Source organism: Pseudomonas sp. GW822-FHT05A08 (genome assembly GCF_058800485.1).
Genome location: NZ_CM179511.1, coordinates 2,375,789 through 2,393,262, shown reverse-complemented (window position 1 = coordinate 2,393,262; position 17,474 = coordinate 2,375,789). Strand labels below are relative to the sequence as shown.

The following is a 17,474-nucleotide window of genomic DNA, read 5'->3' as shown; positions in this document are numbered from 1 at the left end:
TTAACCGAAGAAGCTCTGGCCGTTCTTGGCCATCTCGCGCAGCTTCGCGGTCGGGTGGTACAGCGCGCCCAGATCGGCGTACTGGTCGGCCAGGGCAACGAACTGGGCAACACCGATCGAGTCGATGTAGCGCAGCGCACCGCCACGGAATGGAGGGAAACCAATACCGTACACCAGGCCCATGTCGGCTTCGGCCGCGGTTTCGACGATGCCGTCTTCCAGGCAACGAACGGTTTCCAGGCACAGCGGGATCATCATCCAGTTGACGATATCCTCGTCAGTGACTTCACGCTGCTCGTACACGATAGGCTTGAGCACTTCCAGCACCGACGGGTCGGCCACTTTCTTCTGCTTGCCTTTCTTGTCGGCCTCGTAGGCGTAGAAACCCTTGCCATTCTTCTGGCCCAGGCGCTTGGCTTCGTAAAGCACATCGATAGCCGAACGACGATCGTCTTTCATGCGATCCGGAAAACCTTCGGCCATCACGTCACGACCGTGGTGGCCAGTGTCGATACCGACCACGTCCATCAGGTAGGCCGGGCCCATCGGCCAGCCGAACTTTTCCATGACCTTGTCGATGCGCACGAAGTCCACGCCGGCGCTGACCAGCTTGGCGAAACCGCCGAAGTACGGGAACAGCACGCGGTTGACCAGGAAGCCCGGGCAGTCGTTGACCACGATCGGGTTCTTGCCCATTTTCTTGGCGTAGGCAACGGTGGTGGCCACGGCCAGCTCGCTGGACTTCTCGCCACGGATGACTTCGACCAGCGGCATCATGTGCACCGGGTTGAAGAAGTGCATGCCGACGAAATTCTCCGGACGCTTGAGGGCCTTGGCCAGCAAGCTGATGGAAATGGTCGAGGTGTTCGAAGCGAGGATGGTGCCCTCCTTGACCTGGTCTTCGACTTCGGCCAGAACCGCTTGCTTGACCTTAGGGTTCTCGACGACCGCCTCGACCACCAGGTCGACGTGGCCGAAGTCACCGTAGGACAGCGTTGGGCGAATGCCGTTGAGCACTTCGGCCATCTTCGCCGCGGTCATGCGACCTTTATCGACACGGCCGACCAGCAGCTTGGCGGCTTCCGCCAGGCCTTGCTCGATACCGTGTTCGTTGATGTCTTTCATCAGGATCGGCGTGCCTTTGGACGCCGACTGGTAGGCGATACCGCCACCCATGATGCCGGCGCCGAGTACGGCGGCCTGCTTCACGTCCTGGGCGATTTCGTCGTAGGCCTTGGCCTTTTTCTTCAGTTCCTGGTCGTTCAGGAACAGGCCGATCAGGCTCTGCGCGGCAGAGGTCTTGGCCAGTTTGACGAAGCCTGTTGCCTCGACTTCCAGCGCCTTGTCACGACCGAAGTTGGCGGCTTTCTGGATGGTCTTGATGGCTTCGACCGGCGCCGGGTAGTTCGGGCCAGCCTGGCCGGCGACAAAACCCTTGGCGGTTTCGAAGGACATCATCTGTTCGATGGCGTTGAGCTTGAGCTTTTCCAGCTTCGGCTGACGCTTGGCCTTGTAGTCGAACTCGCCGGAGATGGCGCGCTTGACGGTGGCCAGGGCCGCTTCATGCAGTTTTTCCGGAGCGACGACAGCGTCGACCGCACCGACTTTCAATGCGTCTTCAGCACGGTTTTCCTTGCCGGCGGCAATCCATTCGATGGCGTTGTCGGCACCGATGATGCGTGGCAGGCGAACGGTACCGCCGAAGCCCGGGTAGATGCCCAGCTTGACTTCCGGCAGGCCGATCTTGGCGCTGGAGGACATGACGCGATAGTCAGCTGCCAGGCACATTTCCAGACCGCCGCCCAGCGCGATGCCATTGATCGCGGCAACGGTCGGAACGTTGAGGTCTTCGAAATCGCTGAAAATCTTGTTGGCTTCGAGGTTGCCTGCGACAAGCTCTGCATCCGGCAGCTTGAAGTTGTCGACAAATTCGGTGATGTCGGCGCCGACGATGAAGACGTCCTTGCCACTGCTGACGATCACACCCTTGACCGACGCATCTGCCTTGATGGCGTCCACGGCCGAACGCAATTCGTTCAGGGTAAGACGGTTGAACTTGTTGACGGACTCACCCTTGAGGTCGAAATTCAATTCGACGATGCCACTTTCAAGAGCCTTAACCGTGATGGCTTTACCTTCGTAAATCATCAACTGATCTCCACGATATGGAAGCTGAACAGTACACGTCGGACGCTAACTTCTGACTCGGCAGCGACGTTTCCATCGATGCTACGCCAATCCGCCAGGCACACCCGCCAACGCGATAGTCGGGATTCTGGAAGAGCCGTCTGGTAATACAAACGCTCAATTCATACGCCCGTTTGATTTGGGTACGCCACATTCAGGCAAAATCCGACAATTGTCAATCGCCCAAAAGGTTGTTTGAAACGCGACTTCTTAGTCATTCCAGACGGGCATGCACCATCAACAAGCCTGCTCATCTCAGGACATTCATAGAATCAATCTTTAGAAAAGTCGCCCTAATACGTCGCCCCATAACCGATTCGCGGCTACGCTGGCACAATCCTGGAGCAAAAATGTGGATGCCTGGCCGAAAACCAGGCGTAAGATCAGCGACAACTCTCATCCCCCGCCGCTCAGAACCAGGGGATCAGAAAGGATTTACCGGCCTGCCTGGCCAACCCAGCCCGACCTTGTCGGGCTTTTTATTGCCTGCCTTTCAATAACCTGTGCCATTGCGGCGCAGGTCATGCTTCACGCCAGCGCCTTGAGCACTGCGGCAATGTCTTGCAAAACACTGGCTTCGCCACGTTCGCCCCAATACAAGACGATCATCTGCCGGTCGGCCTCGACCTTGAACACGTTGGCCGGCAGCGTGCGAAAGCGCTCGAGCAAGGCAGGATCCGCACAGACTTCCCGCCATTGGTTGACCCACACGCCCGGCGCACTTTGCCAGTAGGCCCAGCAGGCCGGTTGTGTGCCGCGCCGCGGCCGATGGTATTGCGCACAGGGGCTTGGAGGCTGCGGATCCATCCAGTGCGGCCACTCCTGAGGTGCCAGTTGCATGCCCAGGCCCATGCGGCGCGCCTCCATGCGCAGGGCGATCTGCCCGCTCTGGCGGCGCGACGGGCGCAGCCATGCCAGCGGGCTCAACACCACCGCGAGGATTGACACCACTATCCAGACCGTCATATCTGTACTCCCGATTCTTGATGAGCCGATTGATCCAGGTCGGAACCAATCCGCTTGAAACCAGCCATACTTGAAGCTATTGCAATCCTCAGGAGGAGCACCTCATGCCCTACCACCATATTCTGGTCGCCGTAGATCTAACCGAAGAGTGCGATCCTGTTATCCACCGGGCTCGCGAGCTGTCGGTCAGCAACAGCGCCAAATTGTCCCTGGTGCATATCGTCGAGCCGATGGCCATGGCGTTCGGCGGCGACGTACCGATGGACCTGTCCCAATTGCAACAGCAGCAGTTCGACCAGGCCAAGGAACGCCTCGATCGCCTCATCACCAAATATCCTGAGCTGTCCAAGGAATACAGCCACCTGACCTATGGCCAGCCACGCCAGGAAATCCATCATCTGGCCAAGGAACAGGAATGCGACCTGATCGTGGTCGGCAGCCATGGCCGGCACGGCCTGGCGCTGCTGCTGGGCTCGACCGCCAACGACGTGCTGCACGGCGCCCCTTGCGACGTGCTGGCCGTGCACCTGGTCAAACGCTGAGCCCGCCGGCGGAATGCTCCGCCCGCACCGGCCCTGCAAAAAGCCCGACATGAATGTCGGGCTTTTTTATTGCCGCCAGGTCACTCAGGCATCCAGCTCGGCCCAACGCTCGACCATCACATCCAGTTCAGCGTTGAGCTGTTCCAGCTGGGCGATGACCGCCGTGGTCTCGGCCGCAGGACGCTGATAGAAGCCAGCGTCGGCCATTTCCGCTTCCACGGTGGCGATCTGCTGCTCCATGGCTTCGATCTGGCCAGGCAACGCCTCGAGCTCGCGCTGCAACTTGTAGCTGAGCTTCTTCTTGGCCGCAGGTGCTTCCTGTGCCGCGGCAGGTGCCGCCGCCACAGGCGCAACCACCGCCGAGTTCAGCTCGGCCTTGCCCGACTTGTTCTCGGTCACGCCCAGCAGGCGTGGCGAACCGCCTTGGCGCAACCAATCCTGATAACCGCCGACGTATTCGCGAACCTTGCCTTCACCTTCGAACACCAGGGTGCTGGTCACCACGTTATCGAGGAATGCCCGGTCGTGGCTGACCATCAGCACGGTGCCCTGGAAGGTCAGCAGCACTTCTTCCAGCAGCTCGAGGGTTTCCACGTCCAGGTCGTTGGTCGGTTCGTCGAGCACCAGCAGGTTGGCCGGTTTGCTGAACAGCTTGGCCAGCAACAAGCGAGCACGCTCGCCACCGGACAGCGCCTTGACCGGCGTGCGGGCACGCTGCGGGCTGAACAGGAAATCCCCCAGGTAGCTGAGCACGTGGCGGCTCTGGCCATCGATATCGATAAAGTCGCGACCTTCGGCGACGTTGTCGATCACGGTCTTTTCCAGGTCCAGCTGGTGACGCAGTTGGTCGAAGTAGGCCACGTCGATACGCGTCCCCTCCTCGACCTTGCCGCTGCTCGGCACCAGGCCGCCCAGCATCAGTTTGAGCAGCGTGGTCTTGCCGGTACCGTTGGCGCCGAGCAGGCCGATACGGTCGCCGCGCTGCAGGACCATGGAGAAATTCTTGACCAGGAACGGACCGCCCGGATGAGCGAAGCTCACGTCTTCGAGCACCATGACCTGCTTGCCGGACTTGTCGGCGGTTTCCAGCTGGATATTGGCCTTGCCGGTACGCTCGCGACGCTCGCTACGCTCGACACGCAGGGCCTTGAGGGCACGCACACGGCCTTCGTTACGGGTGCGGCGGGCCTTGATGCCTTGGCGAATCCAGACTTCTTCCTGGGCCAGGCGCTTGTCGAACAGCGCGTTGGCCGTCTCTTCAGCCGCCAGCACGGCCTCCTTGTGCACCAGGAAGCTGGCGTAGTCGCCGTTCCAGTCGATCAGCCCACCACGGTCCAGCTCGAGAATCCGGGTCGCCAGGTTCTGCAGGAAGGAACGGTCGTGGGTAATAAAGAGGACGGCGCCCTGGAAGTCCTTCAGGGCTTCTTCCAGCCAGGCGATGGCGCCGATATCCAGGTGGTTGGTCGGTTCGTCGAGCAGCAGCAGGTCCGGTTCGGACACCAGGGCCTGGGCCAGCAGGACACGACGACGCCAGCCACCGGACAACTCGGCGAGGGTCTTGTCGGCCGGCAGCTGCAGGCGGCTCAGGGTGCTATCCACCAGGGTCTGCAAGCGCCAGCCGTCACGGGCTTCGAGGTCATGCTGGACGTGCATGAGCTTTTCCAGATCGGCATCGGTGACGATGTTCTGGCTCAGGTGGTGATACTGCGCCAGCAATTCGCCAACGCCATCGAGGCCCTGGGCGACCACGTCGAACACCGTCCGCTCGTCGGCCACTGGCAATTCCTGCGGCAATTCGCCGATTTTCAGACCGGGCGCGCGCCATACGGAACCGTCGTCGGGCTTCTGATCGCCCTTGACCAGCTTCAGCATGCTGGATTTGCCAGTGCCGTTGCGGCCGATGATGCACACCCGCTCACCACGGGCGATCTGCCAGGACACCTTGTCCAACAACGGCATAGCGCCGAACGCAAGGGACACATCGCTGAATTTGAGCAGGGTCATGAGCTTCTCCAAAAACCGGGCGCGCATTCTACCTGAGTTGAGGCCTCAGAAGGCCGGCATTTTCACTCCTGAAGCACCCTGAACAACATTTGCAGCGAACTGCCGACAAGAGGCCGGCAAAGCTTTCACCCGCTGCTGGCAAAAGGCTAAGCTAGGGAATAATCAGTGTTGGCATTGTCGGCACTTGTCATGATTTCTCTGCCCGGATGTCTCATGCGCAGTCGCCTTTTCAGTCTTTTATCCTGCCTGCTTCTTTCTGCCTCTGCCGTGCACACCGCTCAGGCCGCGGACCTCTCACTCCAGCGTCAATATTACGATGAAGCCAAGCGCGCCCTGGCCAAGGGCGACTCCGGTCCGTATTTCCGCTACAGCCAGGTCCTGGCCGACTACCCGCTCGAGCCCTATCTGGCCTATGACGAACTGACCGCCCGGCTAAAGACCGCCAGCAACGCCGAGATCGAAAAGTTTCTCCGTGAACACGGCGACCTGCCCCAGGCCAACTGGATGAAACTGCGCTGGTTGCGCTGGCTGGCCGAACGCGGCGACTGGGCCACCTTCGTCAAGTATTACGACCCCAAGCTCAACTTCACCGAACTGGACTGCCTGAATGCGCAATACCAGTTGGGCCACAACCTCAAGGCCGAAGGTTACGCCGCCACCGACAAGCTCTGGCTCAGCGGCAAATCCCTGCCCGCCACCTGCGACGCGTTGTTCGCCCAGTGGGCCGCCGAAGGCCAGTTGACCGAACAGAAGCGCTGGCAGCGCGCCAAGCTGGCCGCCGAGGCCCGCAACTATCCGCTGGCCAATAGCCTGGTCAACAGCATGACCACCCTCGCCCCTCAGGGTCGGCTGCTAGTAGACGTTGCCCAGAAGCCCGAACTGCTCAGCCAGCCGTCGCGCTTCACTCCAGCCAGCGAAGCCATGTCCGACGTGGTCGGCCTGGGTCTGCGCCGCCTGGCCCGCCAGGATCCGGACAGGGCCATGGCCCTGCTCGACGGTTATGCCAGCAGCATGCACTTCTCCCGTGACGAAAAAGTGGCGATCGCCCGGGAAATCGGCCTGACCCTGGCGCGGCGCTTCGACAGCCGCGGCCTTGAAGTGATGACCAAATACGATCCCGAGCTGCGCGACAACACGGTTTCCGAATGGCGCCTGCGCCTGCTGTTGCGCCTGGCTCGCTGGGAAGATGCCTACCAGCTAACCCGCAAGCTGCCCCAGGACCTGGCGACCACCAACCGCTGGCGCTACTGGCAAGCGCGCAGCCTGGAACTGGCCCAACCGCAGAACCCCCAGGCCCAGACCCTCTACAAAGGCTTGGCCAACGAGCGCGATTTCTATGGTTTCCTCGCGGCCGACCGCACCCAGTTGCCTTATCAGCTGAACAACAAACCGCTGATGCTCAGCCAGCAAGTGATCAACAAGGTACGCAATACGCCCGGCGTGCGGCGCGCCCTGGAGTTTCATGCCCGTGGCCAGATCGTCGATGGACGGCGTGAGTGGTACCACGTCAGCCGTCATTTCAACCGTGACGAAATGGTCGCCCAGGCCAAGCTGGCCTATGACCTGAAATGGTACTTCCCGGCCATTCGCACCATCAGCCAGGCGAAGTACTGGGACGACCTGGACATCCGCTTCCCGATGGCCCACCGCGATACTCTGGTGCGCGAAGCCAAGGTCCGTGGCCTGCACTCGAGCTGGGTCTTCGCGATCACCCGCCAGGAAAGCGCGTTCATGGACGACGCTCGCTCGGGCGTCGGCGCGGCCGGCCTGATGCAACTGATGCCCGGCACCGCGAAGGAAACCGCACGCAAGTTCAGCATCCCGCTGGCCTCGCCGCAGCAAGTGCTGAACCCGGACAAGAACATCCAGCTCGGCGCCGCCTACCTGAGCCAGGTGCACAGCCAGTTCAACGGCAACCGGGTGCTCGCCTCCGCCGCCTACAACGCCGGCCCCGGACGCGTGCGCCAATGGCTCCGTGGCGCCGACCACCTGAGCTTCGACGTCTGGGTGGAGAGCATTCCGTTCGACGAAACCCGCCAGTACGTGCAGAACGTGCTGTCCTATTCGGTGATCTACGGCCAGAAGCTCAATTCGCCACAGCCACTGGTGGATTGGCATGAGCGGTATTTCGACGATCAGTAAGCGATAACGCCTCATAGAAAATGCCCGCAGCGATGCGGGCATTTTCGTTTCCAGCGCAAGATCAGGACACAGACTGGCCATCGCTGAACTGCAAGGCCGCCAGGCGCGCATACAGTGGATTGCTGGCGATCAGCTCCTGATGGGTGCCCACCGCCACCAGCCGGCCCTGATCCATCACCGCGATCCGGTCGGCGTTCTTCACCGTGGCCAGGCGATGGGCGATCACCAGGGTGGTGCGATTCTTCATCAGGCTCGGCAAGGCTTGCTGGATCAAATGCTCGCTCTGGGCATCCAGGGCGCTGGTGGCTTCATCCAGCAACAGGATCGGCGCATCCACCAGCAGCGCCCGGGCAATCGCCAGGCGCTGGCGCTGGCCGCCGGACAGTCCCAGCCCCGCATCGCCGAGATGGGTCCGGTAACCCTCGGGCATGTTCTCGATGAAGTCATGGGCGTAGGCGATCCTTGCCGCCTCCCTGACCTGCTCCGGGGTGGCCGAGGGTTTGCCATAACGAATGTTCTCCTCGATGCTGCCGAAGAACAGCGCCGGGCTTTGCGACACCAGGGCAAAACAGCGACGCACATCCTGCGGGTCGAGCTGGGTCAAGGGCACGCCATCGAGCAGGATGCGCCCCTGCTCCGGGTCGTAGAAGCGCAGCAGCAGATCGTAGAGGGTCGACTTGCCCGCCCCCGACGGCCCGACCAGCGCCAGGGTTTCTCCCTCGTGGATAGTCAGGCTCAAGCCATCGACGGCGTAACTGTCCGGACGCGACGGATAAGAGAAGCGCAAGTTCTCCAGCACCAGTTCGCCCCGCACCCGCTCGGGCAAGCTGGCCGGGCCGTCGCTCGGCGGCTGGATCAGGTTTTCCGAACGCAGCAACTCGGCAATCCGCTCCGCCGCGCCGGCGGCCCGTTGCAGCTCGCCGATCACCTCGCTCAGGGTGCCGAAGGCACTGCCGACGATCAGGCTGTAGAAGACAAAGGCCGCCAGCTCGCCACTGGAAATACGCCCGGCGATCACGTCCATGCCGCCGACCCAGAGCATCACCCCGACCGCCCCCAGCACCAGCACAATCACCAGGGTGATCAGCCAGGCGCGCTGGACAATACGCCGGCGCGCGGTGTTGAACGCCTCTTCCACCGTCTGGGCAAAGCGTTGCTCATCCTGGGGCTGGTGGTTATAGGCCTGGACGGTCTTGATCTGGCCCAGGGTTTCCGCCACGTAGCTGCCGACATCGGCGATACGGTCCTGGCTCAAGCGCGACAGGCTGCGCACCCGGCGGCCGAAAATCAGGATCGGCGCCAGCACCAGGGGCAAGGCGATCACCACGATGCTGGTGAGCTTGGGGTTGGTGACAAACAGCAGCACGATGCCGCCGATGACCATCAGCGCATTACGCAAAAACAGCGAGAGTGACGAGCCGATCACCGATTGCAGCAAGGTGGTATCGGCGGTCAGTCGCGACTGGATCTCCGAGCTGCGATTGTTCTCATAGAAGCCCGGGTGCAGGTAGATCAGGTGATTGAACACTTGCCGACGGATGTCCGCCACGCAACGCTCGCCAATCCATGACACCAGGTAGAAACGCACGAACGTCCCCACCGCCAGCCCCAGCACCAATAACAGAAACAGACCGATGGACTGGTTGAGCAAATCCGGCGACCCGGTCATGAAGCCCCGGTCCACCAACAGGCGGATGCCCTGCCCCATGGACAAGGTGATGCCCGCGGTCACCACCAGCGCCAGCAGCGCCCCCAGGGCCTGCCAGCGATAAGGCGCGATGAAACGACTGGCCAGGCGAATCGCCCGGCGTTGACGCGAAGAAAGCATGAAGTTCATCCGGGAGCACACCTGGGAACGGCCCCGCCCCATTCACCACCGCGTGATCCAGCAAGGCGATGAGGTTGAGCCCTGTTTGTCGGAACCGATTTTCCTGGAAACTGATTCTTGGAACCTGCATTTCCTGGAACTTGGGTAAATCAAAATGAGTCAGGTTAATTATGTCCGCCAACACTAGAGCCTAGATGCTATTGGTCTAAGGTCCGAGTGGAAGTCCACAGACATTTCTGTTGGACTGAGGACTCCCCGGATAGAAAACGCCGTAGTGGGACCTTGCAGGGAGTTGTCACAGCTTGGTCACCTGGCGGTTTTAAAGTAAGCGCACAACCTGATGAGGAGACAGGCCATGTCCTTGCAAAACAGCAGCAATGACAAGATTGAAGTGATTCGTACCCACCCCGACCAGTCTCTGGGATGCGCCATCATTGACGCTCAGGGGCGCGAAGTACCGATCACCGAAGACATGATCCAGAACGCCTGCCGCGAACTGGAAAAGCGACTGGTCAAGCCTGCGCAGCAAGATTGACACATAGCCTCACGTCCTCTTGACCCGGCCCTGAAGCCGGGTTTTTTATGCCTGCCGGATTCCTTGTCGCTCCGTCACAAACGACTGGGCTCGAGCCTTCAGCGAACCGACACCGCGCCCAAGGCCGAGACGATCTGCTGCAAGCCTGGCGCTTCGCCCTGGATGCGCACGGCCAACCCATCGATTTCACGTCGCGGCGGATAACCCTTGCGCAACGCATCGAAGGCCGCGCGCTGCTCGGCCACGCTGCCCACCAGGCTGCGGCGGAAATCCGCATCGTCGCGCCGCGGGTCGTAGACCGCTCGGCAGATCATCGCCAGGGACCAGGCCGGGTCGCTATGGGCATCGAGGCTCACCTCCGACAACCATGGCCGGGGCAGCAGGTCGCGCAAATGAATCGCTTGCGGCTGCCCAAGGTAATCGCACAGCGCCTGATAGATCTGCGCCGTCCCGCGCTGCCGGCCATCGAGGCTGTAACCGGCGATGTGCGGCGTGGCCAGCACGCACAGGTCGGCCAGGGCCACGTCGACCTGGGGCTCGCCCTCCCAGACATCCAGCACCGCCTGTAGGTCTTCACGCTCGAGCAACACCTCGCGCAGAGCGGTGTTATCCACCACCGCGCCACGGCTGGCGTTGATCAGCCAGGCGCCGGGGCGCAGTTGCCGCAGGCGCTGCTTGTCCAGCAGATGCCAGGTCGGCAGCTCGCCGGCCTTGGTCAAGGGGGTGTGCAGGCTGATGACATCGCACTGGGCGAGGATCTGTTCCAGGCTGACGTAGTCGCCACCTTCCGCCAGCTGCCGTGGCGGGTCGCAGACCAGGACCTTCCAACCCAGGCCGCGCAGCACCTCGATCAGCCGTCCACCGACCTCGCCCGCGCCCACCACGCCGTAAGTGCGTTGCGTCAGGTCGGCACCTTCGATTTCCGCCAGGGTCAGCAGGCTGCCCAGCACATAGTCGACCACCCCGCGCGCATTACAGCCTGGAGCGCTGGACCAGCGAATGCCCGCCTCCTGGAAATACTCGAGGTCCAAATGGTCGGTGCCAATGGTGCAGGTACCGACAAACCGCAGCTGGCTACCCTCGAGCAGGGCACGGCTGACCTGGGTCACCGAACGCACCAGCAGCACATCGGCGCCCTCGATGGCGGCGCGGTCGATGGCCCGCCCCGGGAAGCGGCGGATCTCGCCGAAGCCGGCAAAAAAGGCATCGAGCAGGGGAATATTTTCGTCGGCAACAATCAGCATGGCAGGCTCCTTTCGCGGAGCCGCAGTTTAGGCGTAGAAGGCCATTTTCGGCCAGCGAGCAATCCACTCCGTCAACCGCCGCCAGCACTTACAAATCGACAACAGAGGTTTTTTCCTGACTCATCCGTCAATGCGTAGAATACGCCGCCCTGCGCATCAACCCTGTGGACGCTTCGCCTGTGAATTCCGTGACCAATACTCCTGCCACCTCCCTCAACCGCCCGGCCCGGGTGCGCCTTGAACTGCGCAGCCTGCTGGCCCTGGCCTTGCCGATCATGATCGCGCAGCTGGCGACCACGGCCATGGGCTTCGTCGATGCGGTGATGGCCGGACGGGTCAGCCCACGGGACCTGGCGGCGGTGGCGCTGGGCAACTCGATCTGGATCCCGGTGTTCCTGTTGATGACTGGCACCCTGCTGGCCACCACGCCCAAGGTGGCCCAGCGGGTCGGCGCCGGCACCTATGGCGAGATCGGCCCGATCGTGCGCCAGGCGCTGTGGCTGGCCCTGGCGGTTGGCCTGAGCGCCAGCCTGATTCTGGTCAATGCCGAGCCGGTGCTGCACCTGATGAAGGTCGACCCGACACTGATCGGCCCCTGCATGGAATACTTGCACGGCATCGCCAGCGGCCTGCCGGCGGTAGCGCTGTATTACGTGCTGCGTTGCTGCAGCGATGCCCTGGGCCGCACCCGGCCAAGCATGGTCATCGGCCTGTTCGGCCTGGCCCTGAACATCCCCATCAACTACGTGTTCATTTATGGCCACCTCGGCGTGCCGGCCATGGGCGGCGTCGGTTGCGGCTGGGCCACGGCCATCGTGATGTGGGCGATGATGCTGGCCATGGCGGGCTGGACCCGCTGGGCCCCGGCCTACCAGAGCAGCCAGCTGTTCAAGCGTTTCGACTGGCCGCAATGGGCGGTGATCAAGCGTTTGCTGAGCGTCGGCCTGCCGATCGGCATCGCGGTGTTTGCCGAATCGAGCATCTTCGCGGTGATCGCCCTACTGATCGGCAGCCTCGGCGCCACGGTGGTGGCCGGGCACCAGATCGCCCTCAACATCAGCTCCCTGCTGTTCATGATTCCGTATTCCCTGGGCATGGCAGTCACGGTGCGGGTCGGCCAGGCCCTGGGCGCAGGCAACCCGTATCAGGCACGCTTCGCCGCCGGCGTCGGCCTGGGTGCGGCGCTGGCCTTCGCCCTGTTCTCCGCGAGCCTGATCCTGCTGCTGCGTGAGTCCATCGCCTCGATCTACACCCCGGACACCGCGGTAATCCAGGTGGCGGCGATGCTGATCGTGTATGCCGCGCTCTACCAGTTCTCCGACGCGATCCAGGTGATCTGCGCCGGCGCGCTGCGTGGCTACCAGGACACCCGGGTGACCATGGTCCTGACGCTGCTCGCCTACTGGGGCATCGGTTTGCCGGTGGGGTATGTGCTGGGGCTGACCGACTGGTTCGGCCCTGCCAGCGGCCCGAGCGGGCTGTGGGAAGGCCTGATCGCCGGCCTGAGTTGCGCGGCGCTGATGCTGTCGATCCGCCTGGCGCGCAGCGCGCGCAAGCGGATCCGCATCAGCCGTGCGGTGGCTTAACCGGACTTCTTGCGAATCCAGTACAGATAGGTGCCGGCCTCTTCCTGCTGGGCGACCAGCTCATGGTCGAGGAACACGCAGAACTTGGGGATGTCGCGGCGGGTCGAGGGATCGGTGGCGATCACCTTGAGCAGGCCGCCGGGCTGCAGGTCACGAATATGCTGGTGCAGCATCATGACCGGTTCCGGGCAATTGAGCCCGGTGGCGTCCAGCGTGCCGTCGACCGGCGTATCGATGATTTGACTCATAACTCACTCCTGAAACTGGCCGGCATTGTCGCGCAATGCCGGCATCGACGCTATCTGTGACATTGCGCCGCAACCACGATCAACGGGCCTTGGGCTTCTTTTCATCCAGCCGGCGCAGGTGGCAGGTCACTTCTTCGCGGTCGTGGTACAGCTGCTTGCAGCCAATGGCCACGCGAATGCCGCGGGCCTTGAAGCCGTCCTCGATCCGCTCGAGCAAGCGCTTCACTTCCGCGTAACGCTGCTTCATCGGCAGCTTCAGGTTGACCACCGCTTCGCGGCAGTGGCCTTCGCCGATCCAGGTTTCCAGCAAGGCGGCGTTGCGCGCCGGTTTCTCGACGATGTCGCAGACCATCCAGTCCACCGGCTGCTTGGGCTTGAAGGTGAAACCGTCGGCCATCAGGTGCTGCACCAGGCCGGTGTCCATCAGGCTTTCGGCCATAGGCCCGTTATCGACAGCGGTGACCAACATGCCGCGGTTGACCAGTTGCCAGGTCCAGCCACCCGGGGCGGCGCCCAGGTCGACGCCAGTCATGTCGCCGTGCAGACGCTCGTCCCACTGATCACGAGGAATGAAATGGTGCCAGGCCTCCTCCAGCTTCAGGGTCGAGCGGCTAGGCGCCTCACGGGGGAACTTCAGGCGCGGAATGCCCATCGGCCACATGGCCGAATTGCCTGCGTCCGCCAGGCCGACAAACACCTCGCGGCCGCTTTTGAAGGTCAGCAGCAAGCGCGGCTTGCCGGCATCGTCCACCAGCTTGCCGGCCGCCGTCAGGGCCTTGCGCAGCGGTGCTTCGAATTTCTTGCAGAAGTTCGACAGCTCCTTGCCGTCATTGGTATCCAGCACTTCCAGCCACAGGCTGCCGCAGGTCGGGAAGCTCACCAGGTGGGCCAGGATCACACTGATGCGGTCGGTTTCCGGCAGATCGACGAAGACGCCCCGCGCCCATTGCCGCGGGAAGACCAGCTCGGCGAAACGCAGCTCGCGCATCAGGCGCTCGGCGCCGTCTTCTTCGCTGCACACAAACTCGGCACAGGCGGTGCTCGGCTTGGCCTTGGCGTACCCGGCCACGTTCAGGCGCGCGGCATGGTCGGCGATCTCGGAACAGACTTCGCCTTCGAAGCCCGGCCGGCAGTGCATAAAGAGGGTGTTCATCGAATCTCCTGGGCAATGGGCAATGAATCATGCGCAAACCTGCCCGAAGTGCGCGCAAAGCCTGTCACGAAAACCGGCGCATGATAGCCGAGTTCGGAACCTTGGACTTGTCCATAGAGTCCAGTTATTAGCCAGCTACTGAAAACAGGGCTAGGTTAAGAGCTCTGCCCGTCCCGTCAGGTCCGTAGCCGTGCGGACCAAAAGGAGTGATTCAATGCCGTCCCTCGATAGCCTGAAAACCCTTAAAACATTAAAAATCGACGACAAGACCTACCACTACTTCAGTCTGCCGGAAGCCGCCAAGCGCCTTGGCGATCTCGACAAATTGCCGATGTCGTTGAAAGTCCTGCTGGAAAACCTGCTGCGCTGGGAAGACGAAAAGACCGTCACCGGCGCCGACCTCAAGGCCCTCGCCGCCTGGCTCAAGGAGCGCCGCTCGGATCGCGAGATCCAGTACCGCCCGGCGCGGGTGCTGATGCAAGACTTTACCGGCGTGCCGGCGGTGGTCGACCTGGCGGCCATGCGCGCGGCCATGGCCAAGGCCGGCGGCGACCCGCAACGCATCAACCCGCTGTCACCGGTGGACCTGGTAATCGACCACTCGGTGATGGTCGACAAGTTCGGCAGCAACACCGCCTTCGAACAGAACGTCGACATTGAAATGCAGCGCAACGGCGAGCGTTATGCCTTCCTGCGCTGGGGCCAGAGCGCCTTCGACAACTTCAGCGTGGTGCCGCCGGGCACCGGGATCTGTCACCAGGTCAACCTGGAATACCTGGGCCGCACGGTCTGGACCAAGGACGAAGGCGGCCGCACCTACGCCTTCCCCGACACCCTGGTCGGCACCGACTCCCACACCACCATGATCAACGGCCTCGGCGTACTCGGCTGGGGCGTGGGCGGCATCGAGGCCGAGGCGGCGATGCTCGGCCAGCCGGTGTCGATGCTGATCCCGGAAGTCATAGGTTTCAAACTGACCGGCAAGCTCAAGGAAGGCATCACCGCCACCGACCTGGTGCTGACCGTCACCCAGATGCTGCGCAAGAAAGGCGTGGTCGGCAAATTCGTCGAGTTCTATGGCGACGGCCTGGCCGACTTGCCGCTGGCCGACCGCGCCACCATCGCCAACATGGCCCCGGAATACGGCGCCACCTGCGGCTTCTTCCCGGTGGATGACATCACCCTGGAATACCTGCGCCTGTCCGGCCGACCGGACGCCGTGGTGAAACTGGTGGAGGCCTACAGCAAGACCCAGGGCCTGTGGCGCCTGCCGGGCAAGGAGCCGGTATTCACCGACAGCCTGGCGCTGGACATGGGCACCGTGGAAGCCAGCCTGGCCGGGCCGAAGCGGCCGCAGGACCGGGTCTCCCTGCCCAACGTCGGCCAGGCCTTCACCGACTTTCTCGATCTGCAGTTCAAGCCCACCAGCAAGGAAGAAGGCCGCCTGGAAAGCGAAGGCGGTGGCGGCGTGGCCGTGGGCAGCGCCGACCTGATAGGTGAAGTCGATTACGCCCACAATGGTCAGACCTACCGCCTGAAAAACGGTGCGGTGGTGATCGCCGCCATTACCTCCTGTACCAACACCTCCAACCCCAGCGTGATGATGGCCGCCGGCCTGGTGGCGAAAAAGGCTGTGGAAAAAGGTCTCAAGCGCAAGCCCTGGGTGAAGAGTTCGCTGGCGCCGGGTTCGAAAGTGGTCACCGACTACTACAAGGCCGCCGGGTTGACCCAATACCTCGACGCCCTGGGCTTCGACCTGGTGGGTTATGGCTGCACCACCTGCATCGGCAACTCCGGCCCCTTGCCGGAGCCGATCGAGAAAGCCATCCAGAAAGCCGACCTGACCGTCGCCTCGGTGCTGTCCGGCAACCGCAACTTCGAAGGCCGCGTGCACCCGCTGGTGAAAACCAACTGGCTGGCCTCGCCGCCGCTGGTGGTGGCCTATGCCCTGGCCGGCAGCGTGCGCATCGATATCAGCAGCGAGCCGCTGGGCGAAGGCAAGGACGGCAAGCCGGTCTACCTGCGCGACATCTGGCCGAGCAGCCAGGAAATCGCCGAGGCCGTCACCCAGGTCAACACCCGGATGTTCCACAAGGAATACGCCGAGGTGTTCGCCGGCGACGCCCAGTGGCAAGCCATCGAAGTACCGCAGGCCGCGACCTACGTGTGGCAGGCGGATTCCACCTATATCCAGCATCCACCCTTCTTCGACGACATCGCCGGCCCGCTGCCGGTGATCAAGGATATCGAGGGCACGCGGGTCCTGGCGCTGCTGGGCGACTCGGTGACCACCGACCACATTTCCCCGGCCGGTAACATCAAGGCCGACAGCCCGGCCGGCCGCTACCTGCGCGAGCAGGGCGTGGAACCGCGGGACTTCAACTCCTACGGCTCGCGGCGCGGCAACCATCAGGTGATGATGCGCGGCACCTTCGCCAACATCCGCATCCGCAACGAAATGCTCGGCGGCGAAGAAGGCGGCAACACGATCTACATCCCCACCGGCGAGAAACTGGCGATCTATGACGCGGCCATGCTGTACCAGCAATCGGCTACGCCGCTGGTGGTGATCGCCGGCCAGGAATACGGCACCGGCTCCAGCCGCGACTGGGCCGCCAAGGGCACCAACCTGCTGGGGGTCAAGGCGGTGATCGCCGAGAGCTTCGAGCGCATCCACCGCTCCAACCTGGTGGGCATGGGCGTGCTGCCGCTGCAGTTCAAGCTCGACCAGAACCGCAAAAGCCTGAACCTCACCGGCAAGGAAACCCTGGATATCCAGGGTCTGACCGGCGTCGAGCTGACGCCGCGGATGAACCTGACCCTGGTGATCACCCGCGAGGATGGCAGCCAGGAAAAAGTCGAGGTGCTGTGCCGCATCGACACCCTGAACGAAGTGGAATACTTCAAGTCCGGCGGGATCCTGCACTACGTCCTGCGGCAACTGATCGCCGCGTAACGCCATGCCGCAACACCAACACCGCCTACGGGCGGTGTTTTTTTGTTTCACTTATTCATCGCCCGCGCCTCGTTATACTGGCC

At 62.7% G+C, this 17,474-nt stretch carries 12 protein-coding genes; 5 read left to right on the top strand and 7 right to left on the bottom strand.

Going from position 1 to position 17,474, the window contains the following annotated elements; genetic code table 11:
• Both fadB and AC3RCP_RS10835 read right to left on the bottom strand, forming a co-directional pair.
• The gene (fadB, locus tag AC3RCP_RS10840; protein ID WP_101337299.1) at positions 1–2,148 is read right to left on the bottom strand and encodes a fatty acid oxidation complex subunit alpha FadB; all 2,148 of its coding nucleotides are present in this window, start codon (positions 2,146–2,148) and stop codon (positions 1–3) included.
• 567 nt (positions 2,149–2,715) lie between these two features.
• Positions 2,716–3,153 (bottom strand): hypothetical protein, encoded by a 438-nt coding sequence (locus AC3RCP_RS10835; RefSeq protein WP_492571620.1) that lies wholly within the window; start codon positions 3,151–3,153, stop codon positions 2,716–2,718.
• 104 nt (positions 3,154–3,257) lie between these two features.
• On the opposite strand from AC3RCP_RS10835, the gene AC3RCP_RS10830 reads away from it, so the two are divergent.
• Positions 3,258–3,695 (top strand): universal stress protein, encoded by a 438-nt coding sequence (locus tag AC3RCP_RS10830; protein WP_007921319.1) that lies wholly within the window; start codon positions 3,258–3,260, stop codon positions 3,693–3,695.
• 84 nt (positions 3,696–3,779) lie between these two features.
• Here the strand turns inward: AC3RCP_RS10830 and AC3RCP_RS10825 are convergent, their stop codons facing one another.
• Entirely contained in the window at positions 3,780–5,699 is a 1,920-nt protein-coding gene (locus AC3RCP_RS10825) for an ATP-binding cassette domain-containing protein (RefSeq protein WP_007921321.1), read from the bottom strand.
• Positions 5,700–5,912: 213 nt separating this feature from the next.
• On the opposite strand from AC3RCP_RS10825, the gene AC3RCP_RS10820 reads away from it, so the two are divergent.
• Positions 5,913–7,841, top strand: coding sequence for a transglycosylase SLT domain-containing protein (locus AC3RCP_RS10820; RefSeq protein WP_492571621.1), 1,929 nt, complete (start codon positions 5,913–5,915; stop codon positions 7,839–7,841).
• Positions 7,842–7,902: 61 nt separating this feature from the next.
• Here the strand turns inward: AC3RCP_RS10820 and AC3RCP_RS10815 are convergent, their stop codons facing one another.
• Complete coding sequence (locus AC3RCP_RS10815; protein WP_162136160.1) at positions 7,903–9,678, bottom strand: ABC transporter transmembrane domain-containing protein; 1,776 nt, start codon at positions 9,676–9,678, stop codon at positions 7,903–7,905.
• A gap of 346 nt (positions 9,679–10,024) precedes the next feature.
• Between AC3RCP_RS10815 and AC3RCP_RS10810 the strand changes: the two genes are divergently transcribed.
• On the top strand, positions 10,025–10,204 hold the full coding sequence (locus AC3RCP_RS10810; protein ID WP_007921326.1) for a PA1571 family protein: 180 nt from the start codon (positions 10,025–10,027) through the stop codon (positions 10,202–10,204).
• A gap of 98 nt (positions 10,205–10,302) precedes the next feature.
• Here the strand turns inward: AC3RCP_RS10810 and pdxB are convergent, their stop codons facing one another.
• A complete protein-coding gene (pdxB, locus tag AC3RCP_RS10805; protein ID WP_492571622.1) occupies positions 10,303–11,448 on the bottom strand; it encodes a 4-phosphoerythronate dehydrogenase PdxB in 1,146 nt (381 codons plus the stop codon).
• Positions 11,449–11,627: 179 nt separating this feature from the next.
• Here pdxB and AC3RCP_RS10800 point away from each other — a divergent pair, with 179 nt between their 5' ends.
• Positions 11,628–13,034 carry an MATE family efflux transporter gene (locus AC3RCP_RS10800; RefSeq protein ID WP_007921328.1) on the top strand — a complete coding sequence of 469 codons (1,407 nt, stop codon included), beginning with the start codon at positions 11,628–11,630 and terminating at the stop codon, positions 13,032–13,034.
• On the opposite strand, the gene tusA is transcribed toward AC3RCP_RS10800, so the two are convergent.
• Both tusA and rlmM read right to left on the bottom strand, forming a co-directional pair.
• Positions 13,031–13,282: a sulfurtransferase TusA gene (tusA, locus tag AC3RCP_RS10795; protein ID WP_007921329.1), complete on the bottom strand. Its 252-nt coding sequence runs from the start codon at positions 13,280–13,282 to the stop codon at positions 13,031–13,033. The genes AC3RCP_RS10800 and tusA overlap by 4 nt on opposite strands.
• A gap of 79 nt (positions 13,283–13,361) precedes the next feature.
• Positions 13,362–14,435, bottom strand: coding sequence for a 23S rRNA (cytidine(2498)-2'-O)-methyltransferase RlmM (gene rlmM, locus AC3RCP_RS10790; protein ID WP_492571623.1), 1,074 nt, complete (start codon positions 14,433–14,435; stop codon positions 13,362–13,364).
• 214 nt (positions 14,436–14,649) lie between these two features.
• Between rlmM and acnA the strand changes: the two genes are divergently transcribed.
• Positions 14,650–17,391: an aconitate hydratase AcnA gene (acnA, locus tag AC3RCP_RS10785; RefSeq protein WP_492571624.1), complete on the top strand. Its 2,742-nt coding sequence runs from the start codon at positions 14,650–14,652 to the stop codon at positions 17,389–17,391.
• The last annotated feature ends 83 nt before the right edge of the window (positions 17,392–17,474 follow it).

Bases quoted from the DNA above. Each gene is read 5' to 3' on its own strand.
- fadB (WP_101337299.1), bottom strand. From the start codon at position 2,148: ATGATTTACGAAGGTAAAGCCATCACGGTTAAGGCTCTTGAAAGTGGC.
- AC3RCP_RS10835 (WP_492571620.1), bottom strand. From the start codon at position 3,153: ATGACGGTCTGGATAGTGGTGTCAATCCTCGCGGTGGTGTTGAGCCCG.
- AC3RCP_RS10830 (WP_007921319.1), top strand. From the start codon at position 3,258: ATGCCCTACCACCATATTCTGGTCGCCGTAGATCTAACCGAAGAGTGC.
- AC3RCP_RS10825 (WP_007921321.1), bottom strand. From the start codon at position 5,699: ATGACCCTGCTCAAATTCAGCGATGTGTCCCTTGCGTTCGGCGCTATG.
- AC3RCP_RS10820 (WP_492571621.1), top strand. From the start codon at position 5,913: ATGCGCAGTCGCCTTTTCAGTCTTTTATCCTGCCTGCTTCTTTCTGCC.
- AC3RCP_RS10815 (WP_162136160.1), bottom strand. From the start codon at position 9,678: ATGAACTTCATGCTTTCTTCGCGTCAACGCCGGGCGATTCGCCTGGCC.
- AC3RCP_RS10810 (WP_007921326.1), top strand. From the start codon at position 10,025: ATGTCCTTGCAAAACAGCAGCAATGACAAGATTGAAGTGATTCGTACC.
- pdxB (WP_492571622.1), bottom strand. From the start codon at position 11,448: ATGCTGATTGTTGCCGACGAAAATATTCCCCTGCTCGATGCCTTTTTT.
- tusA (WP_007921329.1), bottom strand. From the start codon at position 13,282: ATGAGTCAAATCATCGATACGCCGGTCGACGGCACGCTGGACGCCACC.
- rlmM (WP_492571623.1), bottom strand. From the start codon at position 14,435: ATGAACACCCTCTTTATGCACTGCCGGCCGGGCTTCGAAGGCGAAGTC.
- acnA (WP_492571624.1), top strand. From the start codon at position 14,650: ATGCCGTCCCTCGATAGCCTGAAAACCCTTAAAACATTAAAAATCGAC.